Raw genomic sequence first — 24,760 nt, 5'->3', positions numbered from 1 at the left:
CTCGGCTGTCAGCAAGGAAACACGAGGAGAGCATCATGCCAACCGAACAAGTAGGCGATTATGAAGTCGAGTATGCCGGTGTGCGCCTGATCGGCGGTGAGGAGTGGGTGGCGCAGGTGGCCATCTTCGGCCACTCCACCAATCCCATGCACCGCAACCCGGTCTTTCCGGTGCAACGGGTCTTGCCCGACCAGACCTTCGAAGATGAAAAAGCGGCCGAGGAGGGCGCGCGCCAGGCCGCCCATGAGCTGCTGGAGAAGCAAACTCACCACTGAAGAGCGCTGTTGAGAATCATCAAGCCCGGCCGGCGCCGGGCTTTTTCACGCCAGGTGGCATGGAATTCGCATGAGAGAAGCACAACTGCCGCCATGCGATATCGGCTCAATGGTCGGTTTCGCCATAGAATGGCGATCATTGCGTTTTACTTCATATCCCTCTTCATCCTCGTTTCGCCAGGCCCGCCATGAAACCGCCTCTACTCGTTTTGATTCACCTTTCCGAAGAAAGCACCGCTACCATCGCCGCCCACTACGACATCCTCTACGCGCCGGATCGCCCGCGCCGCGATGCGATGATCGCCGGCCCTGCCAAGAAAGTGGCGGTGGTGCTGACCAACGGTTCGACCGGACTGACGGCCGATGAAATGCGCGCCTTGCCGCACCTGCAACTGGTATGCGCCCTGGGCGCCGGCTTCGAAAACATCGACGTCGCCCACGCCCAGGCCCACGGTATCGAGATCGCCACCGGTGCCGGTACCAACGAGGATTGCGTAGCCGATCACACCCTGGGCCTGCTGCTGGCCATCCTGCGCAATATTGCCGTGCTGGACCGCTACACCCGCGAGGGTGGCTGGCGCGAGACTCTGCCCTTGCAGCCGCAACTGGCGGGCAAGCGGGTGGGCATCGTCGGCATGGGCAACATCGGCAAGAAGATCGCCCGCCGTGCTGCTGCCTTCGATGCCGAGATCGCCTATTGCAACCGCAAGAAGCGCGATGACGTCGATTACCACTACTTTTCGGACGTGGCCCAACTGGCCGGCTGGGCCGATTGCCTGATCGTGGCCGCCCCGGGCGGCGCCCAGACCTTGCACCTCATCAATGCCCGGGTGCTGGAAGAACTTGGCCCCAAGGGTTATCTGGTCAACATCGGTCGCGGCAGTGTCGTCGATACCGAAGCGCTGGCCGCCGCGCTGTCCTCCGGTCGCCTGGCCGGAGCTGGCCTGGATGTCTACGAGGGTGAACCCAAGCCGCCGGCTTCTTTGATCGGCTTGCCCAACGTGGTCTTGACGCCGCACATTGCCGGCTGGTCGCCCGAAGCCATCAGCGCCTCGGTGCGCCAGTTCCTGCGCAATTGCGAGGAACATTTTGCCGCCGCCGAGCCGGTGGTACGGGCTTGAACGCCGCCATACCGCGCATCAATGCGAGTTTTTTTGCCATAGCCGGGCTGGCTGGCCGATAATACGGCCGCGGTCGGGGTGCTCTCCTCCACGAGAGCCCCGGCCGGTCGCCAGCGTACTCGGGGGAGTGCCTGCGGCCGGACCCGCTGACCAAGATCAACCTATCGCCATCCCACTACATACAGAGAGAGCCACGCACCATGGATCTGCCATCTCACCAACTCACCATGACGGTCCTGATGACCCCGGACATGGCCAATTTCGCCGGCAACGTGCACGGCGGCACCATCCTCAAGCTGCTCGACCAGGTCGCCTATGCTTGCGGCAGCCGCTATGCCGGCCAGTACGTGGTGACCCTGTCGGTGGACCAGGTGATGTTCCGCCAGCCCATCCACGTGGGCGAACTGGTGACCTTCCTGGCCAGTGTCAACCATACCGGCAAGTCGTCCATGGAAATCGGCATCAAGGTGGTGGCCGAGAACATCCGCACCCAGGAAACGCGCCACGTCAACAGTTGCTTCTTCACCATGGTGGCGGTGGATGACCAGCGCAAGCCGATCCCGGTGCCGCCGCTGCGCCCCTTCTCGCAGGAAGAAAAGCGCCGCTTCGACGCCGCCGTGATCCGCAAGTCGCTGCGCCAGGAACTGGCGCGCCGCTATGAGGAATTCAAGCCGGGCGTGGAGAAGGCCAACTGATACGCCGGCGCAGGTAGCCAAGCAAAAATCCAGCCGGCCAGGGGCGCGGATCAGGCCGTCAGCGGCCCGAGTGCGCCGATGGCAATGGTCAGCAGGCCCAGGCCCAGGTTGATGCCCACCAGCAGCCGCACTTGGCGCAGCGCGCGCGAGGCGCGGTCCCAGTCCTGCTGGGCGCTCGCCAGCTTGAGGCGGCGGAACGGGGCGAAGAAGATGTGGGCGAAGATCAGCATCATCACCACGCCGATGCCGGTCATGGCGTGTACGTAGGGCGGCAGCATGGTCGCTCCGGCGCTCATGACGCCCATCATGTGCAGGCCGCTGCCCAGCACCAGCGCAATGGCCACCCACACCCAGATGAAGAAATTGCCCAGCACCGCCGCCATGAGGCTCAGTCGCTGCTCTGGATGCAGCACGGCCAGGGCCGGACGCAGGGCCATGTGGGCGAAGAACATGCCGCCGACCCACACGGTCAGTCCCAGCACATGGATGAATTTGGCAAACAGCATGGCACTCCCGTCAGGAAATTCGCGAAAAAGGTGTGCGCATTGTCGCATGAGCGGCGACCCGGCGTAGCTCTTCCCCTTGCATCCCCCACGGCCGAGCTTGTGGTAAGGTCTCGCCGCAACGTCATCTTCGGGGCCGCCACATCATGTCCAGTACCAGCACAAGCACCCTCAGTGCCATCTACTTCTATCCCATCAAGTCCTGCGGTGGCCTGTCGCTGGCGCGCGCCGAGATTGGGCCGCTGGGTCTGGCGCTGGACCGCCACTGGATGGTGGTGGACCGCCAGGGCCAGTTCCTGAGCCAGCGCAGCCATCCACGCATGGCCTGCATCACGCCGGCCTTCGAAGAGGATGCTCTGGTCCTGCGCGCACCGGGCATGGAAGACCTGCGACTGGCCGCCGCCGGCCAGGATGGTGCCACCTTGGCGGTGCAGGTGTGGAACAGCCCGCTCGAAGCGCTCGACCAGGGCGAGCAGGCGCGCATCTGGCTATCGGATTACCTGCACGATGCAGTGCGCCTGGTGCGCTTCAATCCGGCCATCATGCGCGCCTGCAGCACGCGCTGGACTGGGGATTACCGCGCCAGCACGCAGTTTTCGGATGGCTATCCGCTGCTGGTGATCGGCCAGTCCTCGCTGGATGACCTGAATGCCCGTCTGGCGGCCAAGGGCGCGCCGGCCCAGGGTATGGAGCGCTTCCGTCCCAACCTGGTCATCAGTGGACTGGAAGCCTATGAAGAGGATTACATCGATACCGTAAGGATCGGCGCTGGTGGGCGGGCGGTGCAGTTGAAGCTGGTCAAGCCCTGCGCCCGTTGCCCCATCCCCGGTATCGACCAGCGCACCGGGCTGCGTGATGCGCAATGGCCCGACGAACCGCTTGCCACGCTCTCCACCTACCGCGCCAATCCGCGGGTGGACGGTGGTCTCACCTTCGGCCAGAACGCCATCGTCATCGGCGGGGAGGGCGGTGTCATTGAGGTCGGTCAGGCCTGCGAATGGGAACTGAATTTTTGAGAATCCCAAAAACAATGCCGCCCGGACGGAACCGGGCGGCATAGGCAATCAGCTTTCCTGACGGATTACTTCTGGCTTACTTCTTGGGGCGACCGACCTTCAGCGGGGTCAGGCTGCCGAGGATATCCTTGAGTTCAGCGATCTTCAGGTTCTTGATCAGCGACACGCCAATGCGCAGCAGGTCGCTCTTCTTGATCTCGACACCGGCCTTCAGGCAGGACTTCTTGACCTGGGCCAGCACTGCGTATTCGTTCTCGGGCATGGTGAAGCTGTCGCGCACCTGCTTGACCTTCTTGGCCTTGGGGGCTTTCTCTATCTTTTCTACCTTCTCCACCTTTTCGATCTTGGCCGGCTTGTCAGCCTTCTCGACCTTCTTTTCCAGCTTGGGAGCGGCTGCCGCAGCCGGGGCCGGCTTGGCCGGTGCTGCTGTCTTGGCGGCCGGACGGGCGGCCGGTTTTGCTGCGGGCTTCTTCACCACGGCGAGCTTGGGTGCTGCCGCCTTGGCGACGGGTTTCTTCTTTTCGGTCGGTACTGCTGCAGCTTGAACTCTGGTGGCCATGAACGCTCCTGTGAAAATTAATATAAACAATATATATTTTTTGCGCCTTTGCCGCAATCGGTCCCGACAATTGGTAACGATTTTATCCTGCTTTTTTGATCTGCAAACGTTTACAAGTGGCGTGCGATGACCACAAGCTGCGTGGCCTGACCGTTTGCGACGAACTACTTCGTCCCGGGCGAAATGAACTTCTCCAGATTCATGGCCGCGATGCTAACAAGTCCAGGTTAAAACTCTGTGACAAAGGTCAAAACAATTTATACGCAACGTACCCACGAAAAAAAAGCAGCCCGACCCTGAAGTCGGACTGCAATCAACAACGCTCTCTACCGGGGACTTACATGACACTACGGGCGACTGCTGGCTGCTGGTCGGTGGTGGCGGCGCTGGCAGGCTGGTTGCCAGCGGCTGGCTTGAGGGGAGTGACAGTGGCCGGGCCCTTGGGCTGGGCCGCTTGCGTCAGGTCGTGCTGGCTGGTGAACTCCTGCAGGAACTGGGCGAAACCGCTGCCCACTTCCTTGTGCTTGAAGCCCATGGCCACGGCGGCTTTCAGGTAACCGAGCTTGGACCCGCAGTCGAAGCGCTGGCCTTCGTAACGATAGGCCAAGATCTGCTCCTGTTGCAGCAGGGCCGAGATGGCGTCGGTCAACTGGATTTCGCCGCCGGCACCGGTGCCGATGTTTTCCAGACGCTCGAAGATGGCCGGGGTCAGCACATAGCGGCCTACCACGGCCAGGGTGGAGGGGGCTTCTTCCGGTGACGGCTTTTCGACGATGCCGCTCAACAGCTCGGTGCGCTCGCCATAGGGGCTGCCGCTGACGATGCCGTATTGGCGGGTTTCGGGACGTGGCACGTCCTGCACCGCTAACAGGCTCTTGCCTTCGCGTTCATAGAGGGCGGTCATCTGCGCCATCACGTTCTTGTGACCGGGGGCGGCGTCCATGAAGTCGTCGGCCAGCAGCACCGCAAAGGGTTCATCGCCCACCAGCGGCTTGGCCAGCAGCACGGCATGGCCCAGCCCCAGCGGCTCGGCCTGGCGCACGTAGACGCAGTTGATGTGCTTGGGGATGACGTTGCGGATGGTTTCCAGCAGCTTGACCTTGCCGGCGGCTTCCAGCTCGCTCTCCAGTTCATAGGCCTTGTCGAAGTGGTCTTCGATGGCACGCTTGTTGCGGCCGGTGATGAAGATCATCTCGGTGATGCCGGCCTCCACCGCTTCTTCCACGGCGTACTGGATCAGCGGCTTATCGACAATGGGCAGCATTTCCTTGGGCTGTGCCTTGGTGGCAGGCAGGAAACGGCTGCCGAGACCGGCGACGGGGAAGACGGCTTTGGTAATTTTTTTCATGGTAGGTCCAGGTTGAGTGAATGGAAGGACGTGGCACCTTCATGGCGTGATGCTTCAGGCCTGTTTGTTGTTCTTGAACATCTTGGGTTGCAACAGCAGCGTCACGCTTGCAAGTGTGCGGTGGCAGAACCTGGCGATGGCCTGCAAGAGGCCAGCTCCGCATACACCCGGCTCGGTGCCGGCCGATGGCTGCGCCAGGTCGATCTTGCGCGGCAGGCTGCCTTCATTGAGTTGCTCCAGCACCGCAGCCAGTTGCGGCGCCTTCATCGAGATTTGCTGCATCAGTTGCGCCGACTCGCGGGCATAACGCGCATAGTGCTCGGCAAACTCGGCGCCACCCTGGTCTTGCGCTGCCGTGCCAAATGCATGAAGCGCAAAGGAGTTGGCGAAGGAGGGCGTCTGGCGGGCGCTGGATTCGGTGCTGGGCATGATGGGCGGCTCTCTCTGAAAGTCGGGCGGCAAATGCGGCGATGACACTGCTGCCCGGTCGGGGCTGCGCTGTGCCGCACGCTGTCGTATGCCGCACTGCGCCTATGGAAAGCAAGATTAAGAAAACTCGCGCTTCCTCTCTATAGGAATGGCTCTTTTTGCCATGTAGGAAAAGAGGAAGATTCGACGGTACCCACGGCCATCCACGGTCGCCTCGAGAGCCGCATATGCCGGGCTTTTCCTACAAGGAAATGGGCCGCTGTCCGATAGCTTGCGCCGGCCTGTTTTCCTACCATGACCTCATCTGTTGCGCCCGGCGCTTGCAGAGAAGAGGCGGCAGCGTACTTGGCCCGGTCAGGGTCGTGCGCTGTTTCCGACATCCATCCAAGAACGACAGAACGATAGGAAAGGGAACATCATGGAACACGGACTCATCGCATGGCTGATCATTGGCGCCGTGGCCGGCTGGCTGGCCGGGGTGCTGGTCAAGGGCGGCGGCTTCGGTCTGCTGGCCGATATCCTGATCGGTATCGTCGGTGCCGTCATCGGTGGCTGGCTGGCCGGTCTGCTGGGCATCGCCGTGGGCGGCGGCATCCTGGCCTCGATCGTTACCGCAACGCTGGGTGCCATCGTGCTGCTGGTGATCGTACGCGCCTTCCGGCGAGCCTGAACGGTCCGGCCCAGCGTCGCGCCGTACTTGGTCGTATCCCATGCGTCCGTGGCCTTGCCCGGGCGCATTTTGCATTGCCAAGCGCCAACAACTCCCCTGATCTCCAGCAATATTCTTGCAAGATTTGCGATCTTCATGCTGCATTGCGCAATGATGGCGTTACAATGCCTGTGAGATTGCAAAAAGATCAAGCTTTGCTGGGCGCCGCCGCTATCATGCTAGTCGCCGCAAGATGGTGCGTTGAGTGTGCTGCTGCGTCCTGTTCGGTTTTCCATCATCCAGAAAAGACATCATGAGTAGCGTCCATTCCCTCGCCGGCAAACGTGCCGCGCCTTCGGCCCTGGTGAACCTGCCGGTGCTGCTGTCCAACTACTACAGCCTGCGCCCGGACGTGGCCCAAGCCAGCCACCGGGTGGCCTTCGGCACCTCCGGTCATCGCGGCAACGCCAATGCCCACAGCTTCAATGAGTGGCATGTGCTGGCCATCACCCAGGCCATCTGTGACTATCGCAAGCAGCAGGGCTTCAAGGGACCGCTGTTCCTGGGTATCGATACCCATGCCCTGTCGGAACCGGCCTGGCATAGCGCGCTGGAAGTGCTGGCTGCCAACGAAGTGTTGACCATGCTGGCTAACGGCAGCCCCTATGTGCCGACCCCAGCCGTTTCGCACGCCATCCTCACGCACAACCGCGTACACCGCGACAAGCTGGCCGATGGCATCGTGGTCACGCCCTCGCACAACCCGCCCGACAATGGCGGCTTCAAGTACAACATGCCCAATGGCGGCCCGTCGGACTCCGACGTCACCGGCTGGATCGAACAACGCGCCAACGCCTACCTGGAGCAGAAGCTGGCAGGCGTGCGCCGGGTGACGTTCGAACAGGCGCTCAAGGCCGACACCACGCGCCGCTACGACTATCTCGACAACTATGTGGGCGACCTGCCCAACATCATCGACCTGGCCGCCATCGCCGGTGCCAACGTCAAGATCGGCGTCGATCCGTTGGGCGGGGCTGGTCTGCATTACTGGTCGGCCATTGCCGAGCGCTACAAGTTGAATCTGGAAGTGGTCAACACCGATGTCGATGCCACTTTCCGCTTCGTGCCGCAGGATTGGGATGGGCAGATCCGCATGGACCCGTCCTCGCCCTACGCCATGAGCGAACTCATTGCATTCAAGGATCGCTTCGACGTGGCCATGGCCTGCGATACCGACCACGACCGCCACGGCATCGTCGCCAAGAGCAGCGGCCTGCTACCAGCCAATGACTACCTGTCGGTGGCGGTGTACTACCTGTTCCGCCATCGTCCGTCCTGGCGTGCCGATGCTGCGGTGGGCAAGACCCTGGTGTCGAGCCAGATGATCAATCGCGTGGCCGATCACCTGGGTCGCAAGCTGCTGGAAATGCCGGTGGGCTTCAAGTGGTTCGTCGATGGCCTCTACGATGGCAGCCTGGCTTTCGGTTGCGAGGAAAGCGCCGGCGCGTCCTTCGTGCGCTTCGATGGCCAGCCTTGGAGCACCGACAAGGATGGCATCACCGCCGCCTTGCTGGCCGCCGAGATGACCGCCCGCACCGGCAACGACCCCGGCCGCCTCTACCAGGAGCTGACCCAGCAACTGGGCGCACCGCTCAATGGCCGCAAGGAAGCCGCCGCCAGTCCCGAGCAGAAGGCCCGCCTGTCCAGGCTGTCGCCGGACGACGTGAGCTCCACCGAGCTGGCTGGCGAAACCATCCGCACCGTGATGACTACCGCTCCCGCCAACGGCAAGGCCTTCGGCGGCCTGAAGATCGTGACCGACAATGGCTGGTTCGCCGCCCGTCCATCCGGTACCGAAAACATCTACAAGATCTACGCCGAAAGCTTCCGCGACCAGGCGCACCTGGACAAGATCTTTGCCGAGGCCCAGGAGATCGTCACCCGCGCGCTCAAGGCCGGCTGATCCACTCGCCTGCCATCCCACGCCGCCGCCCGTCAGGCCGGCGGCGTTTTCATTTCGTGCCTTCCTACAGGCGAATGGGCCGATGTCTGGCTGAGGGTAGGGCACCATCTTCGTAAGATGGGTCATTGCATTCCACCCTTGGCCAGGAGGACCTCCATGCCAGATCGCCAGCCCCCATCGCCCGCCGAACCAGCCGCCGCCCTGTTGCGGCCACCCGGCACGCCGCCGGTGCTGCCGCGTGCCCCGCTTGTCGGCGTGGGCGATCACCCCTCGCCGGTAGTCGAGCCAGACGGTACCGAAGATCCCTGGGCCAATGCCGATGACGGCGTGGTGCCAGGGCAGGGCCATGCCCCCCACCCTTTTCAACAGGAGAGCTCCATGCACAAGCCCCAAGACACCCCACCGGTAGAAGTGCCGCCACTGGACCCGACTCCACCGCAGGATCCGATCCCTCATCAGAACCCCAGCGCTGGCTCGCGCTGAGCGCAGCCGATCGCGCCGCTATCCCGGATGCACCACAGGAGACTGGATTGAACATCGCTTCACATACCCTACATACCCCGCAAGAAACCCCTCCCACGCATGAGCCCAGTCTGCCGCCCCCGGAGTTGCCGGACGACGATCCGGTCCCGGTGGAGGATCCGCCGATCAATCCACGGCCTTCCGACAAGCCATTGCGCATGTGAGCGGAGGACAGGCGGACCCCAGGGGCCGCCTGAATGCAGGGATTTTCAGCAGGTCAGGCTGGCGACAAAAATCTCCTCTCCACATTCAGAGTTTTCCGATATGAAGCGCCTTGCATTTGTGAAAACATCCCGATTTGGCGCCGGGCGCTGACATATTGGGCAGGAAACTTCATATCGCGCCAAGCGCACCACTCCCTCCTAGCTTGTTTACCGGCATTTCATTCCCGTTTCTTCACAGGAGTGCAGTCGGTGAACTCTCCCACTTTCCCTCACGGCGCGGACGCCGCAGGTCGCCCCGGCGCTCTTCAGCAGCCACACGTGCAGGTGCTCGCGCCGCTCTACGTGCTGGTGAGCCAGCAGGCTGCCCAGCCCGGTCCCACGCCTTGCCGGGTGCTGTGCGAGCCCATCCGCCTCGGCCAGGCCGCCGGCACCGACGCCATGGTGGTTTATCTGTCGCCCCTCCAAGCCTGCATCGACGCCGCCTTTCTCTCCTTGCCCGCGGAGCAATACCAGGTCGTGCCGGCATCATCCTTCCACCCCGACCAGATGATCGAGCAGCATCACGGCCGTTTGCCGTATTGCCTGCATTTTGCCTGGGCCGCCAGCAACGGCTGCCTGGTGGTGCGCCCCGAAGGCGGACTGGTGCGGCTGTCTACCTCCAGGATGGGACGCATGTCCAGCCTGCTTGATGCCATTCCTCTGCATATCGAGCTCAGCGAACTGGACTGCTATGAACGCATGTGGGAATACGCCGGCCTGTTCGCCCATGCCGAGTGCCATGCGCGCGACCTGGTCATGAGCGAGCCGGAGCGCAAGCGCCACGCGGCCCGCGCGTTGGCGCGCATCCCCGGCGTCTGTCTGCCGGTGGGGCCGATCAACCAGTTGGCCCTGTATGACCTGGAGTCGGCACATTGGCATTTCGTCGGACTGGACCTGTTTTCCGAGTTCCTGGCCGCAGATCCCGCCAGTCCTTGACGCCTTGCCTCGCCCCACAGCGGCCCAGGCAACTCCCAAAGCAGGCAATTCGACGGCCCCAGTGACATTCTTCGACTATTCATTCAGAGTTTTCTGATATGAAACGACTTTCTCTTCTGCAACGATGATAGCAAGCAGGGGGCTTGGAACCTCACAGAGACGCCCCTTCCTGTCGTTTGTTCGAGGAGCTGCGTGTGACCCGCTGGCTTGCCACTGTTTGTTGCTGGAGGCTATTGATGACGCGTTATGTGCCATTGGTCTTGCTGTTTGTCTGCCTGGTGGCAAGCCCTGACTCACCCTCCATGCCCGATGCGGTACTGGAGGTCTGCCTCACGGTGGACCAGGCCGACCAGCTTGGTCGCCTCCCGGTGAGCATCGACCCGGTGGCCGGGCGGGTGCAGGTGATGGAGCGCGGACCGTTGTCGCCCTACGACCTGTTCCTGCCCGATGGCGACAACCGCGTGCTGCGCATCGGCTTTGCCAGCGGCAACCCGGCCGGTGGCGATTATCTGTTCGTCAATTCCCACCGCGGCTACCTCGACCATGCCATCCTGCTCAGTCCGGAAGCCACGCCACGCCTGCAACGCCCGCGTCAGGCTGCCTTCGCCACGCTGGGCTATCACGGCCAGCGCTACCTGTGCCTGATGGAAACCCATGGCCCGCGCCAGCGCTCGGTCTTCGTGGCGCGTATTCCCGCGCGCATGGGAGCCGAACTACGGCTCTTTTACAAGCAGATGGTGCTGCCATCAGGATCAGCCGGCACCCCCTGATGTCTTGCCGGTAGGGCGGTCTGGCAAGCACAACCGACATTGCCGTTGCCCAACCGCTCCCCCGCCTTTATACTTCGCCCCTTAGCATTGCTTCTGGTATCCCGCGCGCAGCCGCGTTCGGGATTGAAACGGGAAGCCGGTGCGGTCGGCGCAAACAGCGTCGCCCCAAGCCGGCGCTGCCCCCGCAACGGTAAGCGAGCCAAGACAGGCAAGACGCCACTGTGCCAAGTGCATGGGAAGGTGCCTGTCCCGAAGCCCAGGCTTCAGCTCGCCAGCCCGGAGACCGGCCAGTGGCAACTCTTGAATGCATCGCGGAGGGCGATCATGCGGAAAGCTTCCATCATTTCCCGTCACTGTGACTCGGTGCTGCCCGCTGCGATGGGCGGCGGGATGATGCATGGGCGCTGCCGTGTGGCGTACTTCGTTCCCATCAACCGCCCAAGGAAAACGCATGTCCCATACTTCCGGTCTCCAGACCAGCCCCAGCATCGACTCCACCGCATCGGCCAGCCAGGTCTGGCGCGACCGCATCGCGCCCGCGCTGCTGGCCTTCGCGCTGGGCGTGGCACTGATCTACGGCGCCGGCTTCGCCTCCAAGGTCGAGCTGCATAATGCCGCCCACGATGGTCGTCACTCGGCCGGCTTCCCCTGCCACTGAGGAGCGCCTGATGAACTGGACCGTATTCAGACGCATGGCCTCGGCCGTGGTCATCGCAGGCGCCTTGTCGGGCGTGCTGCTCTCGGGGGTGCAGCAATTCCAGGTCGAAAAGATCATCTTCAAGGCCGAGGAATATGAAAAGGCTGGCGAGGCTGCTGCCGCCCAGGCACAGGAGCACGACCATGATCATGATCAGGCCACCGCCACCAGTGCCCACGCCCATGAACATGCCCACGACGCCGACGCCTGGGAGCCCGCCGATGGTGCCGAGCGCACCGGCTACACCGTGCTGGCCAACGTCAGCATGGCGGTGGGCTTTGCGCTGATGCTGGTCGCCGCCTTTGCCCTGAGCGGTCGCACCATCAGCTGGCGTAGCGGCCTGCTGTGGGGCCTGGCCGGTTACGGCGTGTTCTTCGTCGCCCCTTCGCTGGGCCTGCCCCCGGAAGTACCCGGTACCCTGGCCGCCCCGCTGCACGCACGCCAGTTGTGGTGGGTGATGACGGCCGCCATGACGGCTGCCAGCCTGGGCCTGTGCGTCTTTACGCGCGGCTGGCCCTACAAGCTGGTGGGCGTGCTGCTGCTGGTGGTGCCGCACCTGGTCGGCGCGCCCCAGCCCGAGGTCCATGGCAGCGTGGCACCGGAAGAACTGGCACAAGCCTTCATCCACGCCACCGCCCTGGCCAATGCCGTATTCTGGCTGGCCCTGGGCGGCCTGACCGGTTTCTTCTATCGCCGGTTCGGCTGAGCAACTTCGGCGTCGCGGCGCCTTTGAAAGAGAAGTCATGAGAACTCATCACCGCCACGTACTGATGTGCGTGGGCCCGCGCTGCACCGACAATGGGGTGCTGGCCGAAGCCATGTTCGGCGTGCTGGGCGAACAGATCGATGCCCGTCCTGAGCTGCGCGTCAAGCGTACCCGCACTCATTGCATGGTGGCCTGCAAGGCGCAGGCTCCGGTGGTGGTGGTCTATCCCGAGGGCGTGTGGTATCGCTGCGAAGATGCCAGCGCCATCGAACGCGTGGTGGTGGAGCATCTGGAAGGCGGGCGCGAAGTCACGGACCTGATCTTCCACCGCCTCGGTAGCGGCGATGTCCACCCTGAGACGGAGGCCAGCGATGTCTGACGCCCTGGCCCTGGCTCGTATTGTGCTGCTCACGCACGCGCCCACCGACCTGGCCATGCTGGCGGCAGCACGCGGCCAGTTGCCGGTCGATTTCCCGCCCGTGGCCGGCTACGACCTGCAAGGACTGCAAGCCCACACTGATGAAGACGGCCAGCCGCTGCACACGCTGGCGGCCCTGCTGCGCACCGAACTGGCCGGTGCACAGGTGATCGTGCTGCGCATCCTGGGGCGCCTGGGCGCAGTATCCGGTTTCCCCGAACTGCTGCGCCTGGCGCGCGCCCAAGGACGGCAACTGATTGTGCTGTCCGGCACCGGCGAGCCCGATGCCGAACTGGCGGCCGCTTCCACCGCCCCGGCCGACGTGCAGCAACAGGCGCTGGCCTATTTCAACGGCGGTGGCAGCGTCAATCTGGCGCAGTTGCTGCGCTGCCTGTCGGACCGCCTGCTCTTGAGTGGTTATGGCTATGAACCGGCGCAAGCCTTGCCGGAACACGGCCTCTACCATCCCGACCTGGAGCAGGGCGCCGGCGTCGCCGACTGGCTCGCCCTGCGCGCACAGGCACCCAGCGGCAAGCCGGCGGTGGGCATCATCTTCTATCGGGCGCACTGGCTGTCGGGCAATACCGGCTTCATTGATGCGCTGGTGGCGGCGCTGGAAGCGCGTGGCATGGACGTACTGCCGGTGTTTACTTCCTCGTTGCGCGTCTCGGCTGCCGGTGCCCAGGCCTTGCCGCCGGCGCTGGCGTATTTCGCCACCGGGCAGGTCGATCTCATCCTCAATACCACCTCCTTTGCCATGGGCGAGATCACCGCAGGCGGCGTCACCCCCGCTGGCTGGTCGGTCTCGGTGCTGGAACAACTGGACATCCCGGTGCTGCAAGCCATCACCAGCGGCATGAGCCAGGCACAGTGGCAACATTCCACGCGCGGCATGAATCCGCTGGACGCCGCCATGAACGTGGTCCTGCCCGAGTTCGATGGACGCATCATTGGCGTGCCGCTGTCCTTCAAGCAGAGTACGCCAACCGGCGCCGTGCATTACCAGCCTCTGGCCGACCGCGTGCGCCGCATCGCCGGTCTGACGCAGCGACTGGTGCGTTTGCGCCGCACGCCCAATGCGCAAAAACGTATCGCCTTCATCTTCACCAATTCCAACAGCAAGGCCGCGCAGATCGGCAATGCCGTAGGCCTGGATGCGCCCGAGTCCCTGATGGCCGTGCTGCGCGCCCTGGCCGCAGAGGGTTATGCCATTGACGAACTGCCCGCCAGCGGCACGGCACTGATCCACGAACTGGTGGACCGCTGCTCCTACGACGATATCCTGCTCACCGAAGACCAGTTGCGCCGCGCCGCCGCGCGCATCCCGGCACAGCGCTATGCGCAATGGTTCGCTGCCTTGCCGCCCGCCTTGCAGGCGCGGATGCAACGGCAGTGGGGCGCCGCCCCAGGGCAAGCCTACGTACATGATCAGCATCTGGTCATCGCCGGTCTCGACCTGGGCAATGCCTTCGTGGTGCTGCAACCGCCGCGCGGCTATGGCATGGACCCGGACGCCATCTACCACCAGCCCGACCTGCCGCCGACCCATCACTACTACGCCCTGTATCGCTGGCTGGATGAAGAATGGGGCGCGGATGCCATCGTCCATGTCGGCAAACACGGCACTCTGGAATGGCTGCCCGGCAAGGGCGTGGGATTATCTGAAGAATGCTTCCCGGATGCCCTGCTGGGCGACGTCCCGCTGTTCTATCCCTTCATCATCAACGACCCCGGCGAGGGCTCGCAGGCCAAGCGTCGCGCCCATGCCGTGGTGGTAGACCACCTGACGCCGCCGATGACCACCGCCGACAGCTACGGTGCATTGGCGCAGTTGACGCAACTGGTGGATGAGTACTACCAGGTCGAGGTGCTGGACCCGTCCAAGCTGCCGCTGCTGCAACAGCAGATCTGGGAACTGGTGCGACAGACCAATTTGGATACTGATCTGCAGTTCAAGCTGCTGCATCACGATCATGACCATGATCATGACCACGGGCATCACCATCATGGTCATCACCACCATCATGACCACGGCGCGCATGATCATGCGCATCACGACCATGCGCATGACGCAGACCAGCTGCCGCACGCCCTGACCGAACTGGACGGTGCCGGCGTGGCTCACCTGATCGAGGATCTGGACGGCTATCTGTGTGAACTGGGCGCGGCCCAGATCCGCGACGGCCTGCACATCCTGGGCCGCACGCCCGATTCGCAGCAGATGCCCGACATGCTGGTGGCCTTGACTCGCCTGCCCAACCAGGACCTGCCGGGCTTGCAGGAAGAACTGGCCAAGCTCTTCGGCCTGTCGCTGGACATGCTGCTGGAACACAAGGGCCGTCGCCTCAATATCGACGATACCCTGGCTCGTGTTGCCGGTCGTGCCATCGTCACCCGCGCCGATGCGCTGGAAGCCATCGATGCACTGTGCCTGGCCCTGATGCAGGCACTGCAACAGCATGGCTTTGCCGTGACCGCCATCGACGACGTGCTTCAGAGCGTGCTGGGCTCATTGCAAAACACCCCGGCAGAGCAGCAGCCACGCCTGCAACCGGCCCTGGCCAAGGGGCCGGGCAGTGTGCTGGGGGCCATGCGCAGCCTGTCGCGTCCCGCCGCCGCGCCCGCTGCTGCACCCGCTGCTGCACCCGTCAAGCGCACCGCTGCGCAGATCCAGACCAAGGCTAGCGACACTCGCGCCTTGCGTCGCGTGCTGGTTTTCACCTGCGAACAACTGGTGCCGCGCTTGCTGCGCACCGAGGAAGAAATCAGCAATCTCCTGCATGGCCTGCGCGGCGGCTACATCCCGGCCGGCCCCAGCGGTTCGCCCACGCGTGGCATGGCCCATATCCTGCCTACCGGTCGCAATTTCTATTCGGTCGATCCGCGCAGCGTGCCTTCGCAATCGGCCTGGCGCGTGGGCCAGCAACTGGCGCTGGAAGTGCTGCAACGGCATCACCGCGAGAGCGGCGACTATCCCGAGAGCGTGGCCATCAGCATCTGGGGTACCAGCGCCATGCGTACCCATGGCGACGATGTGGCGCAGATCCTGGCGCTGATGGGTGCGCGCCCGATCTGGCGCGAGGGTAACCGCCAGGTGGCCGGGGTCGAACTGGTGCCGCTGGCGCAGTTGCAGCGTCCGCGCATCGACGTCACCACTCGCACCAGCGGCTTCTTCCGCGATGCCTTCCCGCAGTTGATCGAACTGATCGACGATGCCGTGCAATTGGCCATCGCCGCCGATGAACCGGAGCACATGAACTTCGTGCGCAAGCATTACCTGCGCGACCTGCAAGCGGCGGTGACGAGCGGCATGGGCCAGGCCGAGGCAGCCGCCCAGGCCGCCTATCGCGTCTTCGGCGCCAAGCCCGGCAGCTATGGCGCCGGCATCCTGCCCCTGATCCAGGAAAAGAACTGGCAGGACCAGGCCGACTTCGCCGAGGCCTACATCAACTGGGGCGGCTATGCCTATGGCCGCAAGGTGCAGGGCGCGGACCAGCGCGAGGCGTTCCGCCAGCGCCTCTCGGGCGTCCAGGTCGCCTTGCACAATCAAGACAACCGCGAGCACGACATCTTCGACAGCGACGACTACCTGCAATACCACGGCGGCATGATCGCCACCATCCGCGCCTTGTCCGGCCAGCAGCCGCGCCATTATTTCGGCGACAGCCACGACCCGCAGCGCGCCGCCGTGCGCGACCTCAAGGAAGAAACTCTGCGCGTCTTCCGCGCCCGCGTGGTCAATCCCAAGTGGCTGGCCAGCATCCGCCGCCACGGCTACAAGGGCGGCCTGGAACTGACGGCCACCGTCGATTACCTGTTCGGTTACGACGCCACGGCGCAGGTGCTGGAGGACTGGATGTACCAGCAACTGGCCGAGACCTACGGTTTCGACCCGGAGATGCGCGCCTTCCTGGAACAAGCCAATCCCTGGGCCCAGAACGCCATCGCCGAACGCCTGCTGGAAGCCGCCAGTCGCGGCATGTGGCAAACACCACCGGCACAGACCATCCAACAGTTACGCACACTTTACCTGCACAGTGAAGCCCTGCTGGAAGCTCGCGGCGAGACCGTGCGCGGCAGTGAACATACCAAGGACATGCAATGACGGCCGTGAATGCCTATCCCTTTGCGGCCATCGTCGGCCAGCCCCTGCTGAAGCAGGCGCTGCTGCTGTGCGCGGTCGATCCCGGCATCGGCGGCGTGCTGGTGCGCGGCGACAAGGGCACGGCCAAGAGTACTGCTGCCCGTGGCCTGACCCAGGTACTGCCATCGATTGCGCTCAACCAAGGCTGCGCCTTCCATTGCGCGCCGGGCCAGCCAGCTGCGGCCTGTTCAGTCTGCAATGCGGAAACTGTACCGGTACAGCACCAGGCCAGCGTACCCTTCGTGACCTTGCCCTTGGGCGCCACTGAAGACCGCGTGTTGGGTTCGCTCGATCTGCAACAGGCCCTGCAAGGCGGCCAGCGTGCGTTCCAGCCGGGCCTGCTGGCCGCTGCCCATCGCGGCATTCTCTACATCGATGAAGTCAACCTGCTGGCCGATCACCTGGTGGATGTGCTGTTGGATGTGGCCGCCATGGGTGTCAATTCGGTGCAGCGCGAAGGGCTGTCGGTGAGCCATCCGGCCCGCTTCACGCTGATCGGCACCATGAACCTGGAAGAGGGGGACCTGCGCCCGCAACTGCTGGACCGCTTCGGCCTGATGGTCGAAGTGACTGCGCCCACCGACAAGACCGTGCGCGCCGAGGTGGTACGCCGACGCATCGCCTTCGAGGCCGATCCCGCCGCCTTTGCCGACCGCTGGCAAGCGCAACAGGACGCCTTGCGCACCGAGGTCGCCCAAGCCCAGCGCCTGCTGCCTGAGGTCGCGCTGGACGATGCCATGCTGGAACTGATCAGCCATCTCTGCTGCGAGTTCGAGGTGGCCAGCCTGCGCGCCGACATCGTCATGCACAAGACCGCCCGCGCCATCGCCGCCCTGGCCGCGCGCCAGCGCGTCACGCCCGATGACGTGCGCGCGGCGGCCATGTTGGTATTGCCGCATCGCCGTCGCCGCAAGCCCTTCGAGCAGACCGGCATGGACCAGGATCAGCTCGATGAACTGGTGGACCAGGCACGCCAGCCCCAGCCGCCTGCCCAAGCGCAGCAGGGCGATGAGCAGAAGGGCGATGAGCAGCAGCCACCGCAACAGCAGGATCAATCGCCGGATCAACCACCGGAGCCACCACCAGACCAGGAAGGCGAGGGCGGCCAGCAGACCTTTGCCGTCGCCGCCAGCGGTAGCGCGCGCAAGATCAGCGTGGTTGCCACGCCCGCGACCGCGGCCCATCTTCCCAGTGGCCGTCGCAGCACCATCGCCGACGCCAGCCGGGGCAGCGCCCTGCGCGCCGTGCCCGACCCCAATCCAGAGCGTCTGGCCGTCGGTGCTACACTGCGCAGCGCCGCCGTGCGTGCTGCACTGGCAGAAGACCCCGGTGCGGCCGGCGAACGCCTGAGCGTGCAGCGTGAAGACCTGCATCGCCAGGTGCGCAACGGTCGTGGCGCCAACCTGATCGTCTTCGTGGTCGATGCGTCCGGCTCCATGGCTGCGCAACGGCGCATGGAAGCCGTCAAGGGCGCGGTAATGGCGCTGCTGACCGATGCTTACCAGCGGCGTGACCAACTGGCCGTGATCGCTTTTCGTGGCGAGCAGGCGCAGTTGCTGCTGGCGCCCACCCGCAGTGCCGACCTGGCCGAGCAGGGCTTGCGCGAACTGCCCACCGGTGGCCGCACGCCCTTGCCGCACGCGCTGCAATTGGCCGCGCAACTGCTGCAACAGTCGCGCCAGGAAGCGCCGCCGCTGCTGGTGATTCTCTCGGACGGCAAGGCCAATGTGGCCCTGCCCGGCAGCAGTGGCGATGCCTGGGCGCAGACGCTGGCCGCAGCCCACGCGCTGGCCGCGCAAGGCGTGCCGGCGCTGGTGCTGGATACCGAATCAGGTTACTTGCGCCTGGGCCGTGCGGCCCAACTGGCCGAGGCGCTGGGTGCGCCTTGCCTGACCCTGGAACAATTGACCGGCGACGCCCTGGCGTTGACCGTGCGTGCGCAACTGGGCGCGCGCTGAAAGGAAAGAACGTGATCATCTGTATCGGTGCCGGCCCCGGCGACCATTCCTATCTCACCATGCGCGGCGCCGAGCTCATCCGCAATGCCGACGTGGTGGCCGGTTTCAATGCCGTGGTGGACGTGGTCCAGGAACTGATCCCGCCGACCGCACAAGTGGTGTTGATGGGCTACCGTGACCAGGTCGCCAAGCTCGATGAAGTGGCGGCCCTGCATCATGCCGGCAAGCGCTGCGTGGTGGTCTTCATGGGCGATATCCACTTCAGCGGCTTCCAGTACCTGGAGCGCGTGGAGCGCGCCTGCGGCCACCGCGTGGAAACCCTGCCGGGCATTTCTTCGGCCCAGATCCTGGCTTCCAAGGCGCGTGTGTGCTTTGATGAAACTACCTTCATCACCTTCCACCGGCGCGGCGATCTGGAGCCCTTCAAGCGCCATTTGGTGAACGTATTGAACGATGGTCGCAATGCCATCGTCATCCCCTGTCCGTGGGATGCGGCACGTTCCTTCATGCCGCGCCATATCGCCAGCTATTTGCTGCAACAGGGCGTCAGTCCCGACCACCCCACCGAGGTCTGGGAAAACCTGACCCGCGGCGACGCCGAATGGCACGGCAAGCTGGCCGACTGCGCCGGCATCGAATTCAGCGACATGAGCATCATGCTCATCCGCACCTTGACGCCCATGGCCAGCCAGATCGAACCGCCGCCACAGACGGCCAGTGGAGTGCCGGCATGAGCAGTGCGCGCAAGTCAGCCGTGGTGATCGCCGGCCACGGCAGCCGCGACCCCGATTCCCTGCGCCAATTCGAGGCGCTGGTGGAACTGGTGCGCGAGCGTGCGGGCGAGCGCATCGTGCGCCATGGCTACCTGGAATTTGCCGCTCCCACCATCGCCCAGGCGGCCGTGGCCTGCATCGAAGATGGCGCCAGTGAGGTGGCCGTGGTGCCCGGTGTGCTGCTGGGGGCACGCCACGCCAAGAACGACCTGCCGGCCGAACTGCTGGCCCTGGCGCGTGATTATCCGCAGGTCGATTTCCACTTCGGCGCGCCGATGGATCTGCACCCGCTGCTGCTGCAACTGGTGCAGCAGCGCGTGGTGGAGGCCGAGGCCGGCTCCGAGGAGATCATCCATCGCCAGGACAGTTGCCTGGTACTGGTCGGTCGTGGCACCACCGATCCCGACGCCAATGGCGAGATTGCCAAGCTGGCGCGCATGGTGCAGGAGGGCATGGGCTTTGGCGGCGTCAAGGTATGCTTTTCCGGTACCGCTACGCCGCTGGTGCGCGAGGGGCTGTCACAGGCCGCCGGCGAAGGCTGGCAGCGGCTGGTGGTGCTGCCGTTCTTCCTGTTCGATGGCGTGCTGGTCAAGCGCATCTATGCCGCCGCCGACGAACTGGCGCAGCGCGAACCGGGCGTGGAAGTGCTCAAGGCCTCCTATCTGGGGGTGCACGCGCATGTGGCCGACGTCATGCTGGAACGCGCGTGCGAAGCGGCCGAAGGCCGCGCGGCCATGAACTGCACGCTGTGCAAGTACCGGGTGCAGATCGTCGGTTTCGAGCAGCAGGTGGGCGAGCCGCAACGCGCCCATCATCTGCCGGTGCGCGACTTGTCGGCGCGCGAGCAGGCCGCGTCGCTACCCGCACGTACCGCACCTTATGTGCCGCATCCGATCGAAGCCGAGAGCATGGAGATCATCCAGGCCGGGCGCGACTGGAGCGGCTTCCCGCCCGAGCAACTGACCGTCTTGCAGCGTCTGGTCCATACCAGTGGCGACTTCGCCGTGGCCGATGAAATCTATTTTTCCGCTGGCGCTGTACAGGCTGGCATGAAGGCGCTGCTGCGCACCAAGCGAGTAGTAACGGATGTGACCATGGTGCAGACCGGTCTCAAGCGCGCGGTGCTGGAACAACTAGGCGTAGAGACATGGTGCGGCGTACACGACCCCGAATCGCACCTGATGGCGCAGAACCTGGGCGTGACGCGCTCGGCCGCCGGCATCCGCCGCGCCTGGCAAAAGTTTGGCAACGACTTGGTGCTGGCCATCGGCGATGCGCCTACTGCCATCACCGAAGCGGTGCGCTTGATCCGTGAACACGGCTGGCGGCCGCAACTGGTGATCGGCTTGCCGGTGGGTTTTGTCGGTACCCGCGAGAGCAAGGACGAACTGCGTCGCTGCCTGCAAGTGCCGCGCATTACCAACAGCGGCACGCGCGGCGGATCGCCCTGGGCGGCCAGCGTGGTCAATGCCTTGATGATCGACGCCATCGCCTGGATGGTGGCGCAGGAAACCTCCGTCGAAGGCGTGCAGTGATGCAGGCCGCCAGCGAGCTGCAACGGGCCGAGTATGACCTCGCCGTGCTCGCCCCCAATGGCCTGCGCCGTGGACGCAGCACCGGCAGTTGCGCTACGGCGGCGGTGCGTGCGGCGCTCTATCGTCTGCTGGGCGGCATGACGGTGCAGCACACCGAAGTCAGCCTGCCGGATGGCCTGCATTACCTGAGCCTGCCCATCAAGACGGTCGCGCTGATCGATGCCGATACAGCCCAGGCCGAAGTGCTCAAGGATGGCGGCGATGATCCCGACAACACCCACGGCGCCACCATCGTTGCCCAGGTGCGTCGCAACGCGGCTGGGGAAATCCGTTTCTTTGCAGGCGAGGGCGTGGGCACGGCCACCATGCCGGGACTGCGCGTGGCCGTGGGCGAGCCGGCCATCAATCCGGTGCCGCGCGCCATGATGCGTGCGGCCGTGGCCGAAGTGCTGGCCGAGTTGCAGCCCGGTGAGCCGGCCTGTGGTTTCGATCTGACCATCGGCTGCCGCGAGGGCCTCGCCATTGCGCCCAAGACCTTCAATCCCAAGCTGGGCATCGTCGGCGGCATCTCCATCCTGGGTACCTCGGGCATCGTGGAGCCGATGTCGATGGCCTCCTGGATCGCCTCTATCGAGGTCTACATCCGCGTGGCCCTGGCCGCCTGCGCAGCGGGCGATGCGCTGGCCTACTTGCCGGGCAAGATCGGTCGCGTCTTTGTGGCGCAGCAGCTGGGCCTGCCGGACAAGCGCAGCGTGCAGATCGCCAATTTCCTGGGCGACGCGCTGGACTTCACCCAACAGGCCCTGGCCGAGGAAGGCCGCACGCTGCCGCTGCTGTGGCTGGCCGGCCATCCGGGCAAGCTGGCCAAGGTGCTGGATGGGGTGTGGGATACGCACTCCAGCAAGAGCAATATGGCCATGCAGGGCGTGGCCCGCGTGGCTGAAGAAATGAACGCGGCAGGGCAGGGCGTGCTGTTTGACGCCACCCTGCTGCAGCAGATGAAGGAAGCCAATACGGTGGAAGCAATCATAGAACTGGTCCGCCAGCAGGATGCCGGACTGTCGCGCCGCTTGTGGTGCGAGATCGAAGCGCGCATCGCCGCGCTGGCGCACACCCGCGTACCGGCAGTCGAACGCATCGAAGTGCGTTTGTTCGACCTCGACGGTCGGCAACTGGGAGCCGGCGCATGAGCGGGCGTTTGACCGGCATCGGCGTCGGCCCCGGCCCCGCTGGCTACCTGCCGCTGGCCGCCATCGCTGCGCTGCGCAGTGCCGACCTGATCTACATCCCGCGTGCGCGCGGCGCCGATCTGTCGGTGGCCCTGCAATGCCTGGAGGGCGTGGAGTTCGACCGCAGTCGGCTATGCGAGATCGAGTTCAACATGGACCCGGACCGCCAGGTGTTGCAGGAGCATTACGCCCAACTCGGCCAGCAACTGGCGGCGCAATTGCGCCAGGGCTTGCAGGTGGTCTATCTCACCATCGGCGATGCCTTGACCTATTCGACCTACGGCTACGTGCTGGCGGCGGTGCGCGACCTCTATCCCGAGTGCGACTGCCTGACCTTGCCCGGCATCACCAGCTATGCCGCGGCGGCCGCCGCACTGGAATGGCCGCTGGGCGTGGGCAAGGAGCGCACGCTGATCCTGCCTTGCCCGGAAGACGCCGCGACGCTGCGCGCCGAGATCGAGCACCACGACATCGTGGTGCTGATGAAGGTGGGCGCACGCCTGCCCTGGGTGCTGGCGCTGCTGCGCGAGATGGACATTGCACAGCACTGCGGCTTTGCCCGCCGCATCGGCCTGGAAGGCGAAGTGCTGGCCACCGACCTGAGCACGCTGGATGCGGCACAAGCCAGCGGCTACCTGGCCGTGCTGCTGATCCGCAAGAGCGCGCAGGCGCTGCGTCATCGCGCGCCGCAAGAGAATCTGAAAGGAAACGCATGAAAGTCTATTTCGTCGGCGCCGGTCCCGGTGCGGCCGACCTCATCACCCTGCGCGGCGCGCGTCTGCTGGGGCAGGTGCGCATGGTGCTGTATGCCGGCTCGCTGGTGCCCACCGCCTTGCTGGAACACTGCCATGCCGAGGCCGAGATCATCGATACCGCCGCACTCGATCTTGAACAGCAGCAGGCCTGCTATGTGCGTGCGTACGAGCAGGGCATCGACGTGGTGCGCCTGCATTCGGGCGACCCGGCCATCTATGGCGCCACCGCCGAGCAGATGCGCCGGCTCGATGCCTTGGGTATCGCCTATGAAGTGGTGCCGGGCGTATCGTCCTTCACCGCTGCGGCTGCGGCCGTGTCGGCCGAACTGACCAAGCCGGAAGTCTCGCAGAGCGTGATCCTGACCCGTGTGTCGGGCCGTGCTTCGGCCGTGCCCGAATCGGAATCGATTGCCTCGCTGGCCGCGCACCGCGCCACCATGTGCATCTTCCTCTCCGGCCCGCATTTGAAGAAGATCGTCACCGACCTGCTGCTGCACTATCCGCCCGAGACGCCCGTCACGCTGGTCTATCGCGCTACCTGGCCCGAGCAGCGCGTCTATCAGGGGCAGCTCGACAAGGTGCTGGAAGAGAACAAGCGTGGTGAGTGGAATCTCACCACCATGATGCTGGTCGGTGCGGCCTTGAACAAGGAGCAGGTGGTCGAATCCAGTCTCTATTCCAAGGACTTCACGCACCTGTTCCGGGTGGTGAAGAAGAACAAGGACGCCGCATGAACCCGCCCGTCGCCCCGGCAGACCTGGGCCTGTGGCCGGTGCGCGCCGAGGCGGCGGCGCTGGCCATGCACTTGCAGGACTGTCTGGGCGGTGAACTCTACCAACCCTGGCTCAATGCCGAAGGCAGCCTGTCGCAGCGCCAGCAGTTTGCGCTGGCCTACCGGCGTCATCGGCAGTGGATCATGATCGGCGCCACCGGCATCGCCGTGCGCTTCCTCGATGGCCTGCCGCAGGACAAGCACAGTGACCCGGCGCTGGTGGTGCTTGATGAAGCGGCGCGCTTTGCCATTGCCTTGCTGGCCGGCCACGAGGGGGGCGCCAATCATCTGGCCTATCGGGTGGCCCAACTGACCGGTGCGCAGCCGGTGGTGACCACTGCCACCGAAGCGCTCAAGCCGCTGGTGCTGGGCATAGGCTGCCGCAAGCTGGCCTCGGCCGAGCAGATCGGCCGCGCCGTGACGCAGGCGCTGGAACAATGTCCCGGTGCTGCGCTGACCCAGGTGCGCGAAGTGGCCACCATCGACATCAAGGCCGAGGAGCCCGGTCTGCTGGCCTTCTGCGCTACCCACGGCTTGCCTGTGCGAGTGATCTCGCGTGAGCAGATCGCCCAGCGCGCCTGGGTCGGCAAGCCCTCGGACTGGGTGCGCCAGAACGTGGGCGTGGAGGGCGTGTGCGAGCCGGCAGCGCTGATCGCCAGCCCGCGTGGCCGGCTGTTGCTGGGCAAGACCGCACTGGACGGCGTGACCGTGGCCATTGTGGACGATGCCCAGGGCTGGCGCAGTGCTGTAGAAAATCCGTAAATCATTTATTTGCAGGAAACCC

25 protein-coding genes and 1 riboswitch are annotated in these 24,760 nt (G+C 64.7%); of the genes, 21 read left to right on the top strand and 4 right to left on the bottom strand.

The window, feature by feature from the left end; translation table 11 throughout:
* The first annotated feature begins 35 nt into the window (after positions 1-35).
* The 3 genes from RC54_RS14785 (at position 36) to RC54_RS14775 (ending at position 2,091) form a co-directional block, all read left to right on the top strand.
* A complete protein-coding gene (locus RC54_RS14785; RefSeq protein ID WP_017450304.1) occupies positions 36-275 on the top strand; it encodes a hypothetical protein in 240 nt (79 codons plus the stop codon).
* 188 nt (positions 276-463) lie between these two features.
* Positions 464-1,396 carry a 2-hydroxyacid dehydrogenase gene (locus RC54_RS14780; protein ID WP_058895864.1) on the top strand — a complete coding sequence of 311 codons (933 nt, stop codon included), beginning with the start codon at positions 464-466 and terminating at the stop codon, positions 1,394-1,396.
* A 200-nt stretch (positions 1,397-1,596) separates the two neighbouring features.
* On the top strand, positions 1,597-2,091 hold the full coding sequence (locus tag RC54_RS14775; protein WP_058895863.1) for an acyl-CoA thioesterase: 495 nt from the start codon (positions 1,597-1,599) through the stop codon (positions 2,089-2,091).
* A gap of 50 nt (positions 2,092-2,141) precedes the next feature.
* Here the strand turns inward: RC54_RS14775 and RC54_RS14770 are convergent, their stop codons facing one another.
* Positions 2,142-2,597, bottom strand: coding sequence for a CopD family protein (locus RC54_RS14770; RefSeq protein WP_061789525.1), 456 nt, complete (start codon positions 2,595-2,597; stop codon positions 2,142-2,144).
* 143 nt (positions 2,598-2,740) lie between these two features.
* Between RC54_RS14770 and RC54_RS14765 the strand changes: the two genes are divergently transcribed.
* On the top strand, positions 2,741-3,610 hold the full coding sequence (locus RC54_RS14765; protein ID WP_061789526.1) for an MOSC domain-containing protein: 870 nt from the start codon (positions 2,741-2,743) through the stop codon (positions 3,608-3,610).
* 76 nt (positions 3,611-3,686) lie between these two features.
* On the opposite strand, the gene RC54_RS14760 is transcribed toward RC54_RS14765, so the two are convergent.
* The 3 genes from RC54_RS14760 to RC54_RS14750 form a co-directional block, all read right to left on the bottom strand.
* Entirely contained in the window at positions 3,687-4,169 is a 483-nt protein-coding gene (locus RC54_RS14760; RefSeq protein WP_061789527.1) for a hypothetical protein, read from the bottom strand.
* Positions 4,170-4,506: 337 nt separating this feature from the next.
* Positions 4,507-5,517: a UTP--glucose-1-phosphate uridylyltransferase GalU gene (gene galU / locus RC54_RS14755; protein ID WP_058895859.1), complete on the bottom strand. Its 1,011-nt coding sequence runs from the start codon at positions 5,515-5,517 to the stop codon at positions 4,507-4,509.
* Positions 5,518-5,571: 54 nt separating this feature from the next.
* Complete coding sequence (locus RC54_RS14750) at positions 5,572-5,946, bottom strand: hypothetical protein (RefSeq protein WP_058895858.1); 375 nt, start codon at positions 5,944-5,946, stop codon at positions 5,572-5,574.
* Positions 5,947-6,364: 418 nt separating this feature from the next.
* On the opposite strand from RC54_RS14750, the gene RC54_RS14745 reads away from it, so the two are divergent.
* From RC54_RS14745 to RC54_RS14670, 17 genes are all read left to right on the top strand, one after another.
* Complete coding sequence (locus RC54_RS14745) at positions 6,365-6,616, top strand: GlsB/YeaQ/YmgE family stress response membrane protein (RefSeq protein ID WP_017450312.1); 252 nt, start codon at positions 6,365-6,367, stop codon at positions 6,614-6,616.
* Positions 6,617-6,908: 292 nt separating this feature from the next.
* A complete protein-coding gene (pgm, locus tag RC54_RS14740) occupies positions 6,909-8,558 on the top strand; it encodes a phosphoglucomutase (alpha-D-glucose-1,6-bisphosphate-dependent) (protein ID WP_058895857.1) in 1,650 nt (549 codons plus the stop codon).
* A gap of 156 nt (positions 8,559-8,714) precedes the next feature.
* The gene (locus RC54_RS14735) at positions 8,715-9,041 is read left to right on the top strand and encodes a hypothetical protein (RefSeq protein WP_061789528.1); all 327 of its coding nucleotides are present in this window, start codon (positions 8,715-8,717) and stop codon (positions 9,039-9,041) included.
* A gap of 47 nt (positions 9,042-9,088) precedes the next feature.
* Entirely contained in the window at positions 9,089-9,244 is a 156-nt protein-coding gene (locus RC54_RS25320; protein ID WP_017450314.1) for a hypothetical protein, read from the top strand.
* 249 nt (positions 9,245-9,493) lie between these two features.
* The gene (locus RC54_RS14730) at positions 9,494-10,219 is read left to right on the top strand and encodes a hypothetical protein (RefSeq protein ID WP_231738649.1); all 726 of its coding nucleotides are present in this window, start codon (positions 9,494-9,496) and stop codon (positions 10,217-10,219) included.
* A 236-nt stretch (positions 10,220-10,455) separates the two neighbouring features.
* Complete coding sequence (locus RC54_RS14725; RefSeq protein ID WP_058895854.1) at positions 10,456-10,989, top strand: hypothetical protein; 534 nt, start codon at positions 10,456-10,458, stop codon at positions 10,987-10,989.
* A gap of 77 nt (positions 10,990-11,066) precedes the next feature.
* Positions 11,067-11,295: riboswitch (cobalamin riboswitch) on the top strand.
* 145 nt (positions 11,296-11,440) lie between these two features.
* Positions 11,441-11,647 carry a CbtB domain-containing protein gene (locus RC54_RS14720; RefSeq protein WP_058895853.1) on the top strand — a complete coding sequence of 69 codons (207 nt, stop codon included), beginning with the start codon at positions 11,441-11,443 and terminating at the stop codon, positions 11,645-11,647.
* Between the two features lie 10 nt (positions 11,648-11,657).
* Positions 11,658-12,392: a CbtA family protein gene (locus tag RC54_RS14715; RefSeq protein ID WP_061789529.1), complete on the top strand. Its 735-nt coding sequence runs from the start codon at positions 11,658-11,660 to the stop codon at positions 12,390-12,392.
* A 37-nt stretch (positions 12,393-12,429) separates the two neighbouring features.
* A complete protein-coding gene (locus tag RC54_RS14710) occupies positions 12,430-12,771 on the top strand; it encodes a (2Fe-2S) ferredoxin domain-containing protein (protein ID WP_026051898.1) in 342 nt (113 codons plus the stop codon).
* Positions 12,737-16,915 (top strand): cobaltochelatase subunit CobN, encoded by a 4,179-nt coding sequence (locus tag RC54_RS14705; RefSeq protein WP_061789530.1) that lies wholly within the window; start codon positions 12,737-12,739, stop codon positions 16,913-16,915. Before RC54_RS14710 ends, RC54_RS14705 begins: the two co-directional genes overlap by 35 nt.
* Positions 16,912-18,912: a putative cobaltochelatase gene (locus tag RC54_RS14700; RefSeq protein WP_061789531.1), complete on the top strand. Its 2,001-nt coding sequence runs from the start codon at positions 16,912-16,914 to the stop codon at positions 18,910-18,912. Before RC54_RS14705 ends, RC54_RS14700 begins: the two co-directional genes overlap by 4 nt.
* Positions 18,909-19,646 carry a cobalt-precorrin-7 (C(5))-methyltransferase gene (locus RC54_RS14695; protein ID WP_244216492.1) on the top strand — a complete coding sequence of 246 codons (738 nt, stop codon included), beginning with the start codon at positions 18,909-18,911 and terminating at the stop codon, positions 19,644-19,646. Before RC54_RS14700 ends, RC54_RS14695 begins: the two co-directional genes overlap by 4 nt.
* The gene (locus RC54_RS14690; RefSeq protein WP_061789532.1) at positions 19,643-21,220 is read left to right on the top strand and encodes a precorrin-8X methylmutase; all 1,578 of its coding nucleotides are present in this window, start codon (positions 19,643-19,645) and stop codon (positions 21,218-21,220) included. Before RC54_RS14695 ends, RC54_RS14690 begins: the two co-directional genes overlap by 4 nt.
* Positions 21,220-22,410 carry a cobalt-precorrin-5B (C(1))-methyltransferase CbiD gene (gene cbiD / locus RC54_RS14685; RefSeq protein ID WP_061789533.1) on the top strand — a complete coding sequence of 397 codons (1,191 nt, stop codon included), beginning with the start codon at positions 21,220-21,222 and terminating at the stop codon, positions 22,408-22,410. The genes RC54_RS14690 and cbiD overlap by 1 nt, the downstream gene beginning before the upstream one ends.
* On the top strand, positions 22,407-23,165 hold the full coding sequence (gene cobI / locus RC54_RS14680; protein ID WP_061789534.1) for a precorrin-2 C(20)-methyltransferase: 759 nt from the start codon (positions 22,407-22,409) through the stop codon (positions 23,163-23,165). The genes cbiD and cobI overlap by 4 nt, the downstream gene beginning before the upstream one ends.
* Positions 23,162-23,938, top strand: coding sequence for a precorrin-4 C(11)-methyltransferase (gene cobM / locus RC54_RS14675; protein WP_058895845.1), 777 nt, complete (start codon positions 23,162-23,164; stop codon positions 23,936-23,938). Before cobI ends, cobM begins: the two co-directional genes overlap by 4 nt.
* A complete protein-coding gene (locus RC54_RS14670; protein ID WP_061789535.1) occupies positions 23,935-24,738 on the top strand; it encodes a cobalamin biosynthesis protein in 804 nt (267 codons plus the stop codon). Before cobM ends, RC54_RS14670 begins: the two co-directional genes overlap by 4 nt.
* Positions 24,739-24,760: the final 22 nt, after the last annotated feature.

This window comes from Herbaspirillum rubrisubalbicans (assembly GCF_003719195.1).
GTDB classification, from domain to species: Bacteria; Pseudomonadota; Gammaproteobacteria; order Burkholderiales; family Burkholderiaceae_D; genus Herbaspirillum; species Herbaspirillum rubrisubalbicans.
Note: the sequence above shows the minus strand (reverse complement) of the source record. Positions and strands in the feature narration are given on the sequence as shown.